This is a genomic window from Glycomyces dulcitolivorans (assembly GCF_003265355.1).
Classification (GTDB): domain Bacteria; phylum Actinomycetota; class Actinomycetes; order Mycobacteriales; family Micromonosporaceae; genus Glycomyces; species Glycomyces dulcitolivorans.
In genome coordinates, this window is the sequence record NZ_QFRW01000312.1 from 17345 (window position 1) to 32639 (window position 15295).

A 15295-nucleotide genomic window follows, 5' to 3' on the forward strand; every position below is an offset into this window, starting at 1 on the left:
CCCGCTCCCAGCGGACGTTCAGGATCGGATCGGAGTGTCGGGGCGTTCCCTGCTTCCCCCTGAAGTTACTTTCCAGTAATATCAGGGGACACCGAATCTACGGAGGTTAGGGCAATGGAGCCAGCCGTCAGGGCCGACCTGGTCAAAGACCACCCCCTCAAGGGGCGCGCCGCGTTCGTCACCGGCGCCAGCCGCGGCATCGGCGCGGCCATCGCCGTCGCGCTCGGCGCCGCGGGGGCCAAGGTCGCGCTGTTCGCCAAGACCGGCGAACCGCACCCGAAACTCCCCGGCACCCTCTACGAGACCGCCAAGGCCATCGAAGCCGTCGGCGGCGAGGCCCTCCCGATCGTCGGCGACCTGCGCGACGCCGAAGCCGTCGGCGAAGCGGTCGACACCGCCGCCGCCGCGTTCGGCGGACTCGACGTCTGCGTCAACAACGCCTCCGCACTCGACCTCACCGGCATCGGCGAACTCTCGCTCAAGAAGTTCGACCTCATCGCCGGCGTCAACCTGCGCGGCACCTTCGCCTCGATCAGCGCCGCGCTCCCGTACCTGCGCGGCTCCGACCACGCCCACCTGCTCACCGTCAGCCCGCCGCTGAACACCGACGTGCGCTGGTTCTCCGGCGGCCCCTACACCGCCACCAAGTACGGCATGACGATCATGACCCTCGGCGCCTCCGAGACCGAGCCCGGCATCGCCGCGAACTGCCTGTGGCCCAAGACGACCATCGCCACCGCCGCCGTCGAGTTCGCCCTCGGCGGGCAGCCGATGCTCGACCGCTCCCGCAAGCCCGAGATCGTCGCCGACGCCGCGCTGGCGATCCTCAAGCGGGACCCGAACGCCTACACCGGCAACGCGGTCATGGTCGAGGACCTCCTCGCCGAAGAGGGCGTCACGGACCTCGACGGGTACTCGGTCGTGCCCGGCACGACCGACTTCCAGCCGGACATCTACGTCGACTAGAGGCGCGGGTGGTCCTCGTCGGTGAGGAGCTCCAGTTCCCGCAGCTCCTTCTGGCGGCGCTCGCGCACCTGCTTGGGGATGCCGTAGGCGACGACGGCGCCGCCGGCGGCGAGGACCACCGAGAACACGAGCGGCACGGCGCTCCACCCGGACCGGTAGGTCTCCCATTCGCCGAGTTCGGCGCAGGCGCCGAGGACCGTGTCGCCGTCGGCGTCGACGGTCTCGCACAGGTCGGTCGGGGCGACCTGCTCGCCCCGGTAGACCAGGACCCGCTCGTCGTCCGGCATCGCCGTCAGGAACAGGACGACGGCGAGCGCGAGCGTCACCGTGGCGGTGACGACCGAGGTGAGCGGCGAGTCGGGCAGCGACAACCGCCCGCGGCGCTTCGGGCCGTCGGGGCCGGTGAACTGGCTACCCGGGCCGTACTGGGGGCTGAGCAACTCGGGCCTCTTCTCGCGAGCGGCGGCCGGACCTCGGCCGTCGCTTCGATGCTAACGCGCAGCTCGTGCGGGCACGGTCCCCGCCGCTGCCAGATAGTCGCCCCGGACACGGCGGCCCGCCGCGAACCACCACACCGCCCCGAACGCGGCCGACAGCAGGCCGGTCGCCGTGCCGAGCACGGTCAGGCCCGCCCAGCCCAGGGCCGCGCCGAGGGCGGCGAGCGAGAGGCGCGACATCGCGTTGTACGTGGTCAAGTGCACTGAGGTGACCCGGCCGCGGAACTCGGCCGGAACGGTCTCCAGCAGGAGCGTCGTGTCGAGGGCGATGATCATGCCGCTCGCCAGGCGCATCACGACCAGGCACGCGAGCGCGCCCGCCAGGCCCGGGGCCAGGAAGAACGCGGCCCAGCCGAGGCCCTGCACGACGTAGGCCAGGGCCCAGGCCGGTAGGTGGAGCCGCCGCGGCAGGCGCCCGGCGAAGATGGTCGCGGCCAGGACCGCGAGGCCGTCGCAGGTGAAGGCGACCGCGACCGCGAGGGACCCGGCGCCGAGGTCCTCGACGATGCGGCCGCTGACCATCACCGTGTAGCCGCCGCCGATGAAGCCCCAGGCGATCCCGATCCAGATCACCGAGTGCGCGAGCCGGTGCCGCCGGGCCGCCGCGAAGCCCTCGCCGACGCCGGAGGCGAAGGACCGCAGGTGCGCGCGCAGGCCCGCGTTCGGCATCCCTGCCCAGGTCGGCTCCGGTGCCCGGACGCGAGTCAGGACGGCAAACGCCAGTGCCGTGAGCGCCGCGGCGACGCCGATCGCACCGGCCGGGGACCACACCGAGACGAGTCCCGCGCCGACCGCGCCGACGACGATCATCGCGCCGTTCACCGACCCGATCGCCGCGTTCGCCCGCTGCCGCAGTTCTGGTTCGGCCACGCTGTCTTTGAGCACGCCGTACAGCCACTGCTGGCGGGCCGGGGCCCAGAACGCCATCGCCGTGCCCTGCAAGGCGAACAGCGCCGCGAACACCCGCAGGTCCCCGGCCTGACTGGAGAGCGCCATGCCCGCGGCGGCCGCCGCCTGCACGCCGGCCGAGCCGAGCGCCAGGCCCCGGACCGGGAGCCGGTCGGCGGCCAGGCCCGCGACGGGCATGAGCAGCAGCGCCGGGAGCGTCCCGGCCAGCTGCACGAGTGCAAGCCGGCCGGTCCCGGCCGCGGCGAGCACGTGGAGTGCGGCGGCGATGTTGAGCATCCACATGGCCGCGGACAGGAAGGCGCCCGCCAGCCAGAGCCGGCGGGCGTCCCGGTGCCCGAACAGGCTGCGCCTCATGCGATCAGGTGCACGTCGCCGAACTCGTGCCACAGGTACCGCGCGTCGATCGCGGCGGTGTAGGAGTCGCGCAGCAGGCCGGTCTCGCAGATCGCCTCCAGCATCGACAGGTGCGTCGAGCGCGGCTCGTGGAAGCCGGTGAGCAGGCCGTCCACCACCGTGACCGGTTCGGCAGTGGAGATGATCCGCTCGGTGTGGCCCGAGGCGGCCTCGACCAGGCCGTCCTGAGCGGCCGTCTCCAACGCCCGGACCACCGTGGTGCCGACTGCGATGACGCGCCCGCCCGCGGCCTTCGTCGAGTTGACCACCCGCGCGGTGTACTCGCCGACCTCGAACCACTCCGGGTACGGGTCCTCGTCGCTCTCCAGCGACGCGACCCCCGTGTGGAGCGTGATCGGGGCGATCCCGACCCCGGCCGACACCAGGCGCGTGACGATCTCGGGCGTGAACGGCCTTGCCGCACTGGGCATCTCGGCCGAACCCGGCACCGTGGCGAACGCCGTCTGGTAGGCGCTCAGCGGCCACTGCTGGTCCACGTAGGAGTACCGGATGGGCCGGCCGTAGCGGGCCAGGTAGTCCGCGACGGACTTGACCGGCGGCCGGGTGACCCACAGCCGCTTGCCGAAGCGCCGCTCCAAGTAGAGGTGCACGCCGCCGGGCAGGTCGAGGGTCCGGCCGATGACGTCCCCGAGGTAGGGCTTGTCCTTGTCGCGCAGCTCGACCAGCCACGACCCGTCGGGCCGCACCGACGAGAAGTGCACGCGCAGGCCCTGCCGGGTCAGGACCGCCGCCGGCATCGTCCCGGAGTTGTTGACCACCAAGAGGTCCCCGGGGCGCACGAGCGCCGGGAGGTCCTCGAAGTGCTGGTGGGTGATCTGCCCGGTGGCCTTGTCGGTCACCAGCAGCCGCACGTCGGAGCGGCCGGTGCCGCGGACTTCGGCGGGCCGGCGCGCCTCCAGGGCGGCGTCGAGCGCGAACGCGAACGGCTCGGTCAAGGTGGTGCTCATTCCCCGGTTCCCTTCTCGGAGGCGCCGCCCGCGGCGAACGCCTTGGCTTCGTAGCGGCCGCTGTCGGGCCGCGCCTCGACGAGCCGCACGATCGCGGCCGCCGCGTCGGCGGGGTCGCCGGCCCCGGCCGCTTCCGCCTCACCGACCGCGTCGGCGAGCATCCGCGTGCGCATCTCGCCGGGGTCGACCGCCCAGACGCGCACGTCCGGTTCCTCGGCGGCGAGCACGTTCGAAAGCTGGTCGAGCGCGGCCTTCGACGCCCCGTAGACGCCCCAGGTCGGGTACGGCCCGGTCGCGGCGTCGGAGGAGATGTTCACGACCGCGCCGCCGCGCTCGCGCAGCGACGGGAGCGCCAGCTGCACCAGGTGGATCGGGGCGCGGGCGTTCAGCTCGAACACCTCGGGCCAGCGGTCCAGGTCGGAGTCGGCGAGCGTCGGCAGCGGCGTCTCGCCGAGCGTGGACGCGTTGTTGACGAGCAGGTCGATCCGCCCGTCGGCGAGGGCGATCAGCCGCTCGCGGTGCCCGGCGTCGTAGGCGAGGTCCCCTGCGAGGTAGGACGCCCCGAGCCGCGCCGCGGTCTTGGCGAGGCGCTCTTCGCCGCGGGCGGTGAGGATCAGGTTCCAGCCGTCGGCGGCGAGGCGCTCGGCGAGGGCCTCCCCGAGGCCGGCGGTCGCTCCGGTGACGACGGCGGTGCGCATTCGTTCAGTGGTCATGCCGGAAACGCTATTGCCGGGACCACACCCGCACATCGGGCCGAAGTCGCGGTAGTCCCGGTCCGCAGGTCCTAAGACCAGCGACCGAGACGCGGCGGCCCCGTTCCGGGATAGATTCATGCCGTGACCGCCTCGCATTCCGATCCCGCAAAGCTGCTGCACGAAGTGTCGGCGGCCGTCGGCGCGATCACCCGGCACCTGTCCGTCCACCAGGTCCTCGAAGTGATCGTGTCCTCCGCGCGGCGCCTGGTCGGCGCCGACTACGCCGCGATCGGCATCCCCGACGACGAGGGCGGCTTCGCCGAGTTCATCACCGACGGCATCGGCGAGGAGCAGCGCCTCAAGATCGGCCCGCTCCCGCGCCAGCACGGCATGCTCGCGGCGATCCTCACCGAGACCGAGCCGATCCGCCTCGACGACCTGCGCCGCGATCCGCGCTTCCGCTGGTGGCCCAAGGCCCACCCCGCGATGACCGCGCTCCTGGGCGTCCCCATCCTCGACGGCGACCAGACCCTCGGCATCGTCGTCCTCACCAACGACCTCGGCCGCCCCGGCTTCACCGAGGCCGACACCGAGCTCATCGAACTGCTCGCCTCGCACGCGGCCATCGCGATCACCAACGCCCGCCTGTACGAGCGCAGCCGCGAACTCACCGTCGTCGAGGAGCGCAACCGCCTCGCCCGCGAACTCCACGACGCCGTCATGCAGCGCCTGTTCTCCCTGCGGCTGTCGGCCCGCACCGCCTGCAAGCTCCTGCCCGACCACCCCGACGCCGCCCGCGACCGCCTCGAAGAGGTCGAGCAGCTCGCCGCCGAGGCCATCGCCGAACTGCGCGCCGTCATCGTCGAGCTCCGGCCCGCCGACCTCGACATCCACGGCCTGGTCGAGACGCTGCGGCGCCACGTCACGCTCCTGGACCGCCTCCACGACACCAGCGTCCACTTCGCGGTCCGCTCCCCGGTCGACCTCTCCCGCGACGGCGAGGTCGAAGTGCTCCGCCTCGTCCAGGAGGCCCTCGGCAACGCCTTCCGGCACGCCAAGGCCCGCAACGTGTCCCTCACGATCGAGTCCGAGCGCATCACCGTCGCCGACGACGGCCGCGGCTTCGACGCCGACGAGGCCGCCACCCGCGGCCTCGGCCTCCTGTCGATGCGCGAGCGCGCCAAAGCCCTCGGCGGCGACCTCGTCCTGACCACCGCCCCCGGCGAGGGCACCGTCGTCGCCCTCCTCCTCGACACCGAAAGGGACGGCCGATGACCGACCCGATCCGCCTCCTCCTCGTCGACGACCACCCCGTGGTCCGCCGCGGCCTGCGCGGCTACCTCGAACTCGAACCCGACTTCGCCGTCGTCGGCGAGGCCGGCGACGGCGACGAGGCCCTGAAAGCCATCGACGACCTCGACCCCGACGTCGTCCTCCTCGACCTCAAGATGCCCGGCCTCGACGGCCAGGGCGTCCTCGACCGCCTCGGCCCCGACCGCGCCCGGCCCCGCGTCCTGGTCCTCACCTCGGCCACCGACGCCGAACGCGTCCCCGCCGCGATCACCGCCGGTGCGGCCGGCTTCGTCTACAAGGACATCGACCCCGACGCCCTCGCCAGCGCCATCCGCACCGTCCACTCCGGACAGCTCCTGCTCTCCCCGGTCGCCATGCGCGGCCTGATGAACGGTTCCACCGGCCCCGCGGCCCCCACCCTGACCCCGCGCGAGAGCCAGGTCCTCGGCCTCATCGCGAAGGGCCAGACCAACCGCCAGATCGCCCGCGCCCTCGGCGTCTCGGAGAAGACCGTCAAGACCCACGTCACGAACCTCCTCCGCCGAATCGGCGCCGCCGACCGCACCCAGGCCGCCCTCTGGGCGGTTCGCCACGGTATCGGATGATTGCAGAACGTGACCGTCTCTTGTGCTGTCACGCTGAGTGATTTCCTACAGTCTTCTCGTGCCCCTGAAACACAAGATCATATTCGCCCCTCTCGTAACACTCCTGCTGGCAAGCAGCGCCTGCGGCTTTGTGCCCATCCCCGGAATGGAGCGCACCGAGTCCTACGAGTTCTTCTTCGGCGGCGACTCGGACGCCTGGTGCCAGAGCGGCGACGAGTCCTGGACCGGTGACGAGGGTATCCACGTCCTCGGCCCGCACTTCTCGACCACCGTCGAATGCCGCTTCGTCAGCGAGGAGCTGCCCAGCGAAGTCGCCGCGCGGTCGAGCGCGCTGGCCGACATGCCCAAGGCCGAGGACGGCAGCGAGTTCGTCATCAACCAAGTCTCGCGCGACCAGATGCAGACCCAGTACGGCTACGCCCCCACCCGGGCCTGGGTGACCATCGGCGACCGCGAGTTCGAACTCGACGAGGCCCCCGAGGCCGGCGACTGGGTGGTCCTGACCGCCCCGGCCGACGAGGCCGCCGTGCTCTGGGTCGAGGACGACGGCCGCGCCCAGGGCGTCGACATGCGCACCGGCGAGCGGGTCGACCCGGTGTTCGCCTTCTACAACGGCGTCGCCACCACCACCGACGGCTTCCCCGGCTACAAGTACGACAAGGTCGAGTTCGACCACGGCTCCGAGTACACCTGGCTGGCCTGCGAATCCGACGGCGGCGGCGCCTGGCGCAACGTCTGGGACGAGGAGCTCGGCTGGGCCAGCGAGGGCCACGTGTTCCTCACCGTGGGCCTGGGATGGTGCCGCGACTTCGACGAGTTCACCTGGAACCTGGACCGCCAGCGGTCCATCGCCCTCACCAGCGGCGAGGCCGCCGAACCGGTGGCATGGAACGAGACCGGCCTCGACGGCATGGGCATCGAGGTCACCGCGGTCTTCGAGATCCCCGACTACGACGCCGAAGTCACCATCGCGTTCACCCCGGTAGGCGAGGTCGTCGACCAGGACGGCCGCGAATGGGACTTCCGCGACGACCCCGACCCGACCGTCTGGACCGCGAAGTTCTGACGCCGCCCTGCGCTGGAACCTCGGCCAGGCGGCCCTGACCGCGCAGGCCGGCGGCGATCCGATCGCCGCACTCTCCTGGAACGCCGAGGAGCTCGCCGACACCGACGGCACGATGCGGTACACGGCCCTCTTCGCGATCCCCGCGGACGCCGCGGCCGCGACGCTGGTCTTCACCCTGGTCGGGGATCTGGAGAACCTCGACGGCGGCGACGGCTACGCCTTCGTCGACACGCTCGCGGCGACGGAGCGCGAACTCGCGTTCTGATCAGGCGAGTTCGTGCAGCAGGGCGCTCAGGATTCGGGCGACCTTCTCGGGCTGGGTGATGATGGCGAGGTGGTCGGTCGGGAGTTCGGTGACCTGCCAGCCCTGTTCGAGGGCGACGGCGGCCTGGGCGGTGTAGGCGGCGCTCAGACGGAGGTAGGCGCAGGGGCCGGGCGGCCAGGTCGGGACGTGGGGGGCGGTCTCCTCGAAGTAGGTCAGCGGGATGCGCGGGAGGGTCGCGACGAACGCGTTGCGCTGGCCGTCGTCGGGTAGGAGCTCGGTGATGGCCTCGGGCGGGAACCATTCGCTCCACTTCGGAAGGACGCCGCCGTCCGCGAGGCCGCGCAGGCGGTCGCCCAGGTCAGTGGTCGCGGTGTCGAACCAGGTCATGCCCGCGTGGGGGAGTTCGGCGTCGACGAAGACCGCGGCGGTGGTGCGGGGCACGGCTTCGGCGATCGCGGGCAGGAGCGCGCCGGCGCCGCTGTGGGCGATGAGGACGACCGACTCGTGCATGGCGTACTCGCCCAAGGCTTCCGCGACCCGCGCGGCCGCGGCCAGGTGGAACGGGCCTTCATTCGCGAACACCAGGGCCAGGTCGGGGACGGCGACGACGTGGCCGAGGGAGCGCAGCGCCTGGGCCGTCGGCTCCCATGCGAGAGCGCCGGTCATCGGGCTGTGCACCAGTACCAGTAGCGGATCGTCCACGTCTCGATTGTGGTGGGCGGGGCACGGAAACACAAGGGCCCGGGGCGGTTCCGCCCCGGGCCCTCGTGCGTCTAGCTGCCGACGACCGCGGGGTCGCCGCCCTGGCGGACGCCGGTGTCGAGGAGGTCGATGGCGACCAGTTCCTCTGCGGTGAGGGTGAAGTCGAGGGTCGCCCAGTTCTCGCGAATGCGGTCGGGAGTGACGGACTTGGGGATGACCACGTTGCCGCGCTGGAGGTTCCAGCGCAGCGCCACCTGCGCGGGGGTGCGGTCGTGGGCCGCGGCGGCGGCCTTGACGGCGGGCTCGTCGAACAGGCCGCCGCCCCGCAGCGCCAGCGGGCCCCACGACTCGGTCGCGATGAGGTGCTCGGCGTGGTAGGCGCGCAGCTCGGGCTGGCTGAAGTACGGGTGGAGCTCGACCTGGTTGATCTCGGGCGCGGCGCCGGTCTCGGTCTCGACCGCTTCGAGGTGCTCGATCGTGAAGTTCGAGACGCCGGCGGCGCGGATGAGGCCCTCGGCGCGGGCGTCCAGGAGCGCCTGCCAGGACTCGACGTACTTGCCGACGCCCGGGCGCGGCCAGTGGAGCAGGTACAGGTCGAGGTGGTCGGTGCCGAGGCGCTCCAGGGACTCCTCCAGGCCCTTGCGGACGTCGTCGTAGCCGTGGTCCCAGACCTTGCTGGTCAGGAACACCTCGTCGCGTCCGAGGCCCGAGGCGGCGAGGGCGCGGCCGACGCCGACCTCGTTGCCGTAGCCGGTCGCGGTGTCGACCAGGCGGTAGCCGGTCTCCAGCGCGGTCTCGACCGCGGCCTGGGAGTCGCCGTCCTCGATCTTGAAGGTGCCGAAGCCGAAGCGCGGGATCGCGGCGCCGCCGGTCAGCTTGATGGAGGTGCTCAGTTCGCTCATGCGCGCAAACCTACTCACCGGGGGACCGATTGCCCAGCGGCGCGGTTTGCCGCCGCGGAAAGTCCGGACTTGACGCGATGGAAAGTCGTCCGCTAGACTTTCCGGTATGGAAAGTCAGATGAACCCCCAAGAGGCCCGCGCCGCCCTCGACGCCGTCGACGAGTCCCGCTCCGGCATCGCCGACCGCCTCTACACGCCCTGGTGGTACCACCCGATCCTCGGCCTCCTCGTCGGCGGCCTCATCGCCGTCGCCGGCTCCGGCGCCCGCCTGGCGATCGTGTGGGGCGCCGTGGCCGCCTTCGCCCTCGGCGTGCTCCTGCTCGCCACCGCCTACCGCCGCATCGCCGGCGTGTGGGCCGACTACTCGGCCGGGCCCCGCTCGCGGCGCAGCGCCCAGGTCGCCTTCGCGGTCGGCGTGATCATCGCCGCCACCGGCGCGTCCGTCGGCCTCGGCTTCGACCTGTGGTGGCCCGCCACGGTCGCCGGAGGGATCATCGCCGTCCTCACCGTCGTGTGGGGCCGCCACTACGACACGCTCCTGCGCGCCGACCTGCGCGAGACCGCATGAGCGTCGAACCCCGCTTCGACGAGGTGATCCACGCGCCCAACCGGCTCCGGATCTGCTCGATGCTCTCGCGCATGAGCGAAGTCGAGTTCGCCGCCCTGCGCGAAGGCCTGGCCGTCAGCGACTCCGTGCTCAGCAAGCAGCTCAAGGCCCTCGAAGACGCCGGGTACCTGACGGTCCGCAAGTCGCCCCTCGACGGCCGCACCCGCACCTGGGCCGCTCTCACCGACGAGGGCCGCACCGCCTTCGCCGCCCACGTGGCCGAGCTCAAGCGCCTCGCCGAAGGCGTCCCGACCGACTAGACGCCGAAAGGGCGGCCGGATCACTCCGGCCGCCCTTTCGCGTTCCCTAGCGCTCGTTGCCGCCGGGGTCGATGCCCTGGCGCTTGCCCGTCTCCAGGGCGTCGATCGCGGCCATCTCCGCCTCGCTCAGCTCGAAGCCGAACACGTCGAAGTTCTCGGCGATGCGGCTCGCCTTGGAGGACTTGGGGATCACGATGCACCCGTTCTGGAGGTGCCAGCGGATGACGACCTGCCCCGGGCTCTTCCCGTGCGCCGCGGCCGCCGCGGTGACGGCGTCCTCGGCGAGGACCGAGCCGGTGCGCTGGCCCAGCGGGCCCCACGACTCGGTGGCGATGCCGCGCTCGGCCTGCCAGGCGCGCAGCCCGGCCTGGTTGAAGTACGGGTGGAGCTCGACCTGGTTGACCGTGGGCCACACCCCGGTGCCCTCGTGGACCCGCTCCAGGTGCTCGGGCAGGAAGTTCGAGACGCCGACCGATTTGATCAGGCCCTCGTCGCGGGCCTTGAGCAGGGCCGCGAACGTCTCGACGTACAGGCCCTGCTTGGGGGAGGGCCAGTGGATCAGGTACAGGTCGAGGTAGTCGGTGCCGAGGCGCTCCAGCGACGCTTCGAGCGCCGCCCGGGCCTTGTCGGCGCCGTGGTGGTCGTTCCACACCTTCGTGGTCAGGAACACCTCGCCGCGCGGGACGCCGGAGCCGTTGACGGCCCGCCCGACGCCGACCTCGTTGCCGTACATCTCGGCGGTGTCGATGAGCCGGTACCCGGCCCCCAGGGCCGCCTCGACCGCCTCCTGCGCCTCGTCGTCGCCGACCTTGTAGGTCCCGTAGCCGATGCGGGGCATGATGACGCCGTCGTTGAGCTTCACCGGTTCGCTGAGATCAGTCATGCCCGCGATGGTAACCGCGTCACGAGCCGTCGCGCAGGGCCTTGCGGTCGGCATCGACCATGACGGCGGCGAGCTCGTGCCAGTGGACGCGGGCCTTCCAGCCGATCTCGCGTTCGATCTTCGCGGGGTCGCCGACCAGTTCGGGGACCTCGGCGGGGCGCTCGTAGCGGTCGTCGTGCTCGATGTGGTCGCGCCAGTCGAGGCCGGCGTGGGCGAAGGCGGCCTCGGCGAAGTCGCGGACGGTGGCGGCGCGGCCGGTGGCGATCACGTAGTCGACCGGTTCGCGGTGCTGGAGCATGAGCCACATGGCCTCGGTGTACTCCGGCGCGTAGCCCCAGTCGCGCACGGCGTCGAGGTTGCCGAGGTAGACCGTCTTCTCAAGGCCCGCCGCGATGCGCGCGACGGCCCGGGTGATCTTGCGGGTCACGAACGTCTCGCCGCGGCGGGGGCTCTCGTGGTTGAACGCGATCCCGTTGACCGCGAACATCCCGTACGACTCCCGGTAGTTCACGGTGGCCCAGTGCGCGAACAGCTTCGCGACCCCGTAGGGGCTGCGCGGGTGGAACGGGGCGTCCTCGTTCTGGGGCGGCGCGGTCGTGCCGAACATCTCCGAAGTGGACGCCTGGTAGATCTTGGCGTCGATCCGGCTGGCGCGCACCGCCTCCAGGAGCCGGATCGCCCCCAGTGCGGTCACGTTCGCGGTGTAGTCGGGCAGGTCGAAGCTGACGCGCACGTGCGACTGCGCGGCCAGGTTGTAGATCTCGTCGGGCCCGAGGTCGCGGATGAGGTTGGAGAGGAGCCCCGCGTCGGTGACGTCGCCCTTGTGGAGGAACAGCCGCCGCCCCGACTCGTGCGGGTCCTGGTAGACGCCGTCGAGGCGGGAGGTGTTCGCGATGAGCGAGGACGCGTGCCGGACGATCCCGTGCACCGTGTAGCCCTTGGCGAGCAGCAGCTCGGCCAGGTAGGAGCCGTCCTGCCCGGTGATGCCGGTGATCAAGGCGGTCTTCACGACTGCTCCTCCTGCCGCGCGAGGCTCGGCAGGTGCTCGGAGCGGACCAGCCAGTCGGCCGACAGCTCCATGCCGTGGCGGCGTGCCTCGGCGAGGCGGTCGCACTCGGCCAGGCGCAGGGCCGCGTCGGCGACCTCGATCGAGTACCCGGCCGGGTCGAGCACGGGGCCGTCGTCGAGGCGCGCGAGGATCACGCCCTCCACCAGGCCGAACACCAGGTGCGCGCGCCGCTCCAGCTCCCCGGGCGCGTAGCCGCGCGCCGCGCCGGTGCGCCCGAGGAGGTCACGGTAGGCCTCGCGCAGGTGGGCGCGCATGGCGCGGAACGGCGCGAAGGACTCCTGCCGGATCTCCGGCAGCAGGTACAGCGCCCCGAGGTTGTGGCGGGCCCCGGCGAGCTGGGCGGCGTCGATGCGCACCAGCGCCCACAGCCGCGCCTCGGCGGCCGCGTCCTGCTCGGCCAGCGCCCACTCGGCGAACTCCAGCGACGGGGCGACCGTGGTCTCCAGGAGGCTGCGCAGCAGCTCCTCTTTGGAGGCGAAGTAGTAGTACATGCTGGCCTGGCGCAGGCCGGCGCGGGCGGTGATGGCCCTGGTCGAGGTCGCGGTGTAGCCCTGGACGGTGAACAGCTCGGCCGCGGCGGCGAGGAGCTGCTCGCGCGGGTCGGCGTCGCCGCCCGCGGGGGCGACGCGGGGCCGCCCCACCCGGCGCTTGGGCCGGTCGGCCACGGGCTCCTTCGCTGTCGCGGGCATCGGTCCGCCTTCCTGGTCCGGGGTGCGGGCCCAAGTGTAATCGCCGCCCCCGACGCGCAGGTCGGCTCGGCCCCAGTGGACGGATCCGCCGCTTCGCGTTGCGGCCGTGCGGAGGTGTTCACCCCCGGGAAACAAATTCTATCGAGTGATCGAAATCCGGGGGCGCTTAATTTCTATCAACCGATAGAAAACAACCCCTGGAAGGTGCCCGATGATTCTCCTCGGCGTAGGGCTCTCGATCGTCGTCGTCCTGTTCATCGGCCTCGCCGTCGCCCGCAAGGTCGACGGCGACTCCGGCCGCTACCTCGTCGCGGGCCGCACCCTCGGCCTCCCCCTCGTCGCCGCCGGGCTCATGGCCCAGGCCGTCGACTCCAACGCCACCCTCGGCAACACCGACCTCACCTACGGCTTCGGCTTCTGGGCCGGCGCGAGCCTGCCCATCGGCCTCGCCCTCTGCCTGCTCCTCACCGGCGTCTTCTTCGCCGCCCGCATGAACGCCGCCAAGCTCCTCACCCTCCCCGACTGGTACGCCCGCCGCTACGGCCGCAAGATCGAACTCGCCGCCTCCGTCGCCATGATCGGCGCCTACGTCCTCCTCCTCGCCGGCAACCTCGTCGCCGGCGGCTTCCTCTTCGAGCACTTCCTCGGCATCGACTACTCCATCGGCGTCCTGCTCATCGTCGCCGTCGTCCTCACCTACACCGTCGCCGGAGGCATGTTCTCCGACTCCTACACCGCCGCCGCCCAGATGGTCATCACCATCGCCGGCACCGCCTGCCTCTTCACCTGGGTCGCCCTCACCCACGGCATCACCGTCCCCGAAGGCATGGGCGCCTTCGACCTCGGCCAGCTCACCGACCCCGCCCAAGGCGCCACCGTCAACTGGGCCACCCTCATCGCCCTCGGCGTCGGCGACATCGTCGCCATCGACTTCATGCAGCGCATCTTCTCCGCCAAGAGCCCCCGCACCGCCCGCAACGCCTGCTTCCTCGGCGCCGCCGGCACCCTCATGATCGGCATCCCCTTCAGCTACGTCGCCCTCTCCGCCGTCGACATCGTCGGCCCCGACGCGGGCGCCGCCGTCCTCTTCACCCTCCTCGAAGACCACGCCCCCGCCTGGCTCGCCATGATGGTCCTCGCCGCCATCGTCGCCGCCTCCTGCTCCACCGCCAACGGCGCGATCCTCGGCACCGGCGCCGTCGCCGCCCGCAACATCGCCGGCATCCGCGAGACCGACGCCGGGCGCCTGCCCGAACTCAAGATCTTCGGCGCCGGCAAGGACCCCCTCCTGCGCGCCAGCCGCATCGCCATGTTCCCCATCGTCGGCCTCGCCGTCCTGGTCGCCCTCCGCGTCCCCCAGACCGGCATCCTCCTCACCCTCGCCTTCGACCTCATGCTCGCCGGACTCGTCGTCCCCTTCGCCCTCGGCCTGTGGTGGAAGCGCGGCGGCGCCGCCGCGGCCGCCGCCTCCATCGCCGCCGGATTCACCGTCCGCCTCGCCCTCTTCGCCCTCACCCCCACCGTCTACGGCGCCCCCAACGACCTCCTTTACCTCGACAACGACGTCATCACCGCCGCCTTCGACGGCTGGCCCACCTTCATCGCCTTCGCCGCCGGCGCCCTCGCCTACATCACCGTCGCCCTCGCCCGCCCCGCCAAGGCCTACCGCGCCGCAACCGCCGTCCGCGAACCCGTCCCCGCCGCCGCCTGAGCCCCCTCCCGCCTACCGGAACGGAGCACTCCGATGACCCAGATCCCCGCGCCGCCACCCGCCTCGGCCACCGCGACCCCCACCGCCGCCCGCGACCACGCCCGCGCCCAGGAGGCCGCCGCCACCGCCACCGAACGCGCCTGGATCCCCGCCACCGCCTACCCCGACCCGCCCGCCGACGCCGCCGACCTCACCTGGGCCGAGACCGTCCCCGGCGGCGGCTACGCCCACCAGGTCCTCGCCCCCGGCACCGTCCTCGAACTCGCCGACCTCGACGGCCTCGCCTGCGCCCACCTCGCCCTCGCCTGGGCCGGAAGGGAATGGGAGCGCCTGTGCGTCGCCGACACGATCAAGGTCCAGTGGAACGCCTACCTCGGCGACGGCGCCCTCCTCCTGTCCGACCAGGGACGCGCGCTGGCGAGCGTCGTCCTCGACGAGTCCGGCCGCCACGACGTGTTCTGCGGCGCCTCCACCGCCGCCCAGAACCGCGACCGCTACGGCGACGGCTCGCCGTGGGGGCCGAGCCCGGCCGCCCGCGAGCTCCTCAAGCTCGCCGCCGCCAAGCACGACCTCACCGCCCGCGACCTGCCACCCACCATCGCGCTCTTCAAGGGCCTCAAGGCGGACGGGGACGGGCGCCTGCACTGGCTCGGCGGCGCCGGGCCGGGCCGCCGCGTCCGCCTCGTCGCCGAGGCGCCGCTGCTGGTCATGCTCGCCAACGCCCCGCACCCGCTCGACCCGGCTCCGGCCTACACCGCCTCGCCGCTGCGCGTCCTCGCCTGGCGCGGGCGCCCCACTTCGCCCGGCGACCCCCG

At 72.3% G+C, this 15295-nt stretch carries 18 protein-coding genes; 9 read left to right on the forward strand and 9 right to left on the reverse strand.

Features of this window, described 5'->3' with window-relative positions; translation table 11 throughout:
- Positions 1–114 precede the first annotated feature (114 nt).
- Positions 115–966: an SDR family oxidoreductase gene (locus tag DI269_RS22340; protein ID WP_112140013.1), complete on the forward strand. Its 852-nt coding sequence runs from the start codon at positions 115–117 to the stop codon at positions 964–966.
- Here the strand turns inward: DI269_RS22340 and DI269_RS22345 are convergent.
- The 4 genes from DI269_RS22345 to DI269_RS22360 are packed head-to-tail and all read right to left on the reverse strand — an operon-like array spanning position 963 to position 4446.
- Positions 963–1406: a hypothetical protein gene (locus DI269_RS22345; RefSeq protein WP_112140016.1), complete on the reverse strand. Its 444-nt coding sequence runs from the start codon at positions 1404–1406 to the stop codon at positions 963–965. The two genes, DI269_RS22340 and DI269_RS22345, sit on opposite strands and share 4 nt — an antisense overlap.
- A gap of 51 nt (positions 1407–1457) precedes the next feature.
- Complete coding sequence (locus DI269_RS22350; protein WP_112140018.1) at positions 1458–2726, reverse strand: MFS transporter; 1269 nt, start codon at positions 2724–2726, stop codon at positions 1458–1460.
- Entirely contained in the window at positions 2723–3733 is a 1011-nt protein-coding gene (locus DI269_RS22355) for an S-adenosylmethionine:tRNA ribosyltransferase-isomerase (protein WP_112140020.1), read from the reverse strand. The genes DI269_RS22350 and DI269_RS22355 overlap by 4 nt, the downstream gene beginning before the upstream one ends.
- Positions 3730–4446 carry an SDR family NAD(P)-dependent oxidoreductase gene (locus DI269_RS22360; protein WP_198667641.1) on the reverse strand — a complete coding sequence of 239 codons (717 nt, stop codon included), beginning with the start codon at positions 4444–4446 and terminating at the stop codon, positions 3730–3732. The genes DI269_RS22355 and DI269_RS22360 overlap by 4 nt, the downstream gene beginning before the upstream one ends.
- A gap of 123 nt (positions 4447–4569) precedes the next feature.
- Between DI269_RS22360 and DI269_RS22365 the strand changes: the two genes are divergently transcribed.
- The 4 genes from DI269_RS22365 to DI269_RS27305 all read left to right on the forward strand — a co-directional run bounded on the left by DI269_RS22365 (position 4570) and on the right by DI269_RS27305 (position 7657).
- Positions 4570–5703, forward strand: a complete 1134-nt coding sequence (locus tag DI269_RS22365; protein ID WP_198667642.1) for a GAF domain-containing sensor histidine kinase — start codon at positions 4570–4572, stop codon at positions 5701–5703.
- A complete protein-coding gene (locus DI269_RS22370) occupies positions 5700–6326 on the forward strand; it encodes a response regulator (protein WP_112140024.1) in 627 nt (208 codons plus the stop codon). Before DI269_RS22365 ends, DI269_RS22370 begins: the two co-directional genes overlap by 4 nt.
- A 145-nt stretch (positions 6327–6471) precedes the next feature.
- Entirely contained in the window at positions 6472–7392 is a 921-nt protein-coding gene (locus DI269_RS22375; protein ID WP_112140026.1) for a hypothetical protein, read from the forward strand.
- A gap of 112 nt (positions 7393–7504) precedes the next feature.
- Positions 7505–7657: a hypothetical protein gene (locus DI269_RS27305; protein ID WP_157975161.1), complete on the forward strand. Its 153-nt coding sequence runs from the start codon at positions 7505–7507 to the stop codon at positions 7655–7657.
- On the opposite strand, the gene DI269_RS22380 is transcribed toward DI269_RS27305, so the two are convergent.
- Both DI269_RS22380 and DI269_RS22385 read right to left on the reverse strand, forming a co-directional pair.
- Positions 7658–8359, reverse strand: a complete 702-nt coding sequence (locus tag DI269_RS22380; protein WP_198667643.1) for an alpha/beta hydrolase — start codon at positions 8357–8359, stop codon at positions 7658–7660. It lies immediately after the preceding gene.
- Positions 8360–8430: 71 nt separating this feature from the next.
- Positions 8431–9261: an aldo/keto reductase gene (locus DI269_RS22385; RefSeq protein WP_112140031.1), complete on the reverse strand. Its 831-nt coding sequence runs from the start codon at positions 9259–9261 to the stop codon at positions 8431–8433.
- A 106-nt stretch (positions 9262–9367) separates the two neighbouring features.
- Here DI269_RS22385 and DI269_RS22390 point away from each other — a divergent pair, with 106 nt between their 5' ends.
- Together DI269_RS22390 and DI269_RS22395 are read left to right on the forward strand one after the other, a co-directional pair.
- Positions 9368–9829, forward strand: a complete 462-nt coding sequence (locus DI269_RS22390) for a hypothetical protein (protein WP_157975162.1) — start codon at positions 9368–9370, stop codon at positions 9827–9829.
- Entirely contained in the window at positions 9826–10128 is a 303-nt protein-coding gene (locus DI269_RS22395) for a transcriptional regulator (RefSeq protein ID WP_112140036.1), read from the forward strand. Before DI269_RS22390 ends, DI269_RS22395 begins: the two co-directional genes overlap by 4 nt.
- 46 nt (positions 10129–10174) lie before the next feature.
- Here DI269_RS22395 and DI269_RS22400 read toward each other — a convergent pair whose 3' ends face one another.
- Genes DI269_RS22400 through DI269_RS22410 form a run of 3 tightly spaced genes read right to left on the reverse strand, consistent with a single transcriptional unit; the run spans position 10175 to position 12769 of the window.
- A complete protein-coding gene (locus DI269_RS22400; protein WP_112140039.1) occupies positions 10175–11011 on the reverse strand; it encodes an aldo/keto reductase in 837 nt (278 codons plus the stop codon).
- Between the two features lie 19 nt (positions 11012–11030).
- Positions 11031–12020, reverse strand: coding sequence for a GDP-mannose 4,6-dehydratase (gene gmd, locus DI269_RS22405; protein ID WP_198667644.1), 990 nt, complete (start codon positions 12018–12020; stop codon positions 11031–11033).
- Positions 12017–12769 (reverse strand): TetR/AcrR family transcriptional regulator, encoded by a 753-nt coding sequence (locus tag DI269_RS22410; RefSeq protein WP_112140041.1) that lies wholly within the window; start codon positions 12767–12769, stop codon positions 12017–12019. Before DI269_RS22410 ends, gmd begins: the two co-directional genes overlap by 4 nt.
- Positions 12770–12980: 211 nt before the next feature.
- On the opposite strand from DI269_RS22410, the gene DI269_RS22415 reads away from it, so the two are divergent.
- Together DI269_RS22415 and DI269_RS22420 are read left to right on the forward strand one after the other, a co-directional pair.
- Complete coding sequence (locus DI269_RS22415; RefSeq protein WP_112140043.1) at positions 12981–14480, forward strand: sodium:solute symporter family protein; 1500 nt, start codon at positions 12981–12983, stop codon at positions 14478–14480.
- Positions 14481–14513: 33 nt separating this feature from the next.
- Positions 14514–15295: urea amidolyase associated protein UAAP1 (locus tag DI269_RS22420; protein ID WP_112140045.1), on the forward strand; the 782-nt coding region annotated here is incomplete at its 3' end.

What these genes read in the sequence shown, in the direction of transcription:
- DI269_RS22340 (WP_112140013.1), top strand. Translation starts at nt 115, where the DNA reads ATGGAGCCAGCCGTCAGGGCCGACCTGGTCAAAGACCACCCCCTCAAG.
- DI269_RS22360 (WP_198667641.1), bottom strand. Translation starts at nt 4,446, where the DNA reads ATGACCACTGAACGAATGCGCACCGCCGTCGTCACCGGAGCGACCGCC.
- DI269_RS22355 (WP_112140020.1), bottom strand. Translation starts at nt 3,733, where the DNA reads ATGAGCACCACCTTGACCGAGCCGTTCGCGTTCGCGCTCGACGCCGCC.
- DI269_RS22350 (WP_112140018.1), bottom strand. Translation starts at nt 2,726, where the DNA reads ATGAGGCGCAGCCTGTTCGGGCACCGGGACGCCCGCCGGCTCTGGCTG.
- DI269_RS22370 (WP_112140024.1), top strand. Translation starts at nt 5,700, where the DNA reads ATGACCGACCCGATCCGCCTCCTCCTCGTCGACGACCACCCCGTGGTC.
- DI269_RS22400 (WP_112140039.1), bottom strand. Translation starts at nt 11,011, where the DNA reads ATGACTGATCTCAGCGAACCGGTGAAGCTCAACGACGGCGTCATCATG.
- DI269_RS22385 (WP_112140031.1), bottom strand. Translation starts at nt 9,261, where the DNA reads ATGAGCGAACTGAGCACCTCCATCAAGCTGACCGGCGGCGCCGCGATC.
- DI269_RS27305 (WP_157975161.1), top strand. Translation starts at nt 7,505, where the DNA reads ATGCGGTACACGGCCCTCTTCGCGATCCCCGCGGACGCCGCGGCCGCG.
- DI269_RS22375 (WP_112140026.1), top strand. Translation starts at nt 6,472, where the DNA reads ATGGAGCGCACCGAGTCCTACGAGTTCTTCTTCGGCGGCGACTCGGAC.
- DI269_RS22410 (WP_112140041.1), bottom strand. Translation starts at nt 12,769, where the DNA reads ATGCCCGCGACAGCGAAGGAGCCCGTGGCCGACCGGCCCAAGCGCCGG.
- DI269_RS22395 (WP_112140036.1), top strand. Translation starts at nt 9,826, where the DNA reads ATGAGCGTCGAACCCCGCTTCGACGAGGTGATCCACGCGCCCAACCGG.
- DI269_RS22390 (WP_157975162.1), top strand. Translation starts at nt 9,368, where the DNA reads ATGGAAAGTCAGATGAACCCCCAAGAGGCCCGCGCCGCCCTCGACGCC.
- DI269_RS22415 (WP_112140043.1), top strand. Translation starts at nt 12,981, where the DNA reads ATGATTCTCCTCGGCGTAGGGCTCTCGATCGTCGTCGTCCTGTTCATC.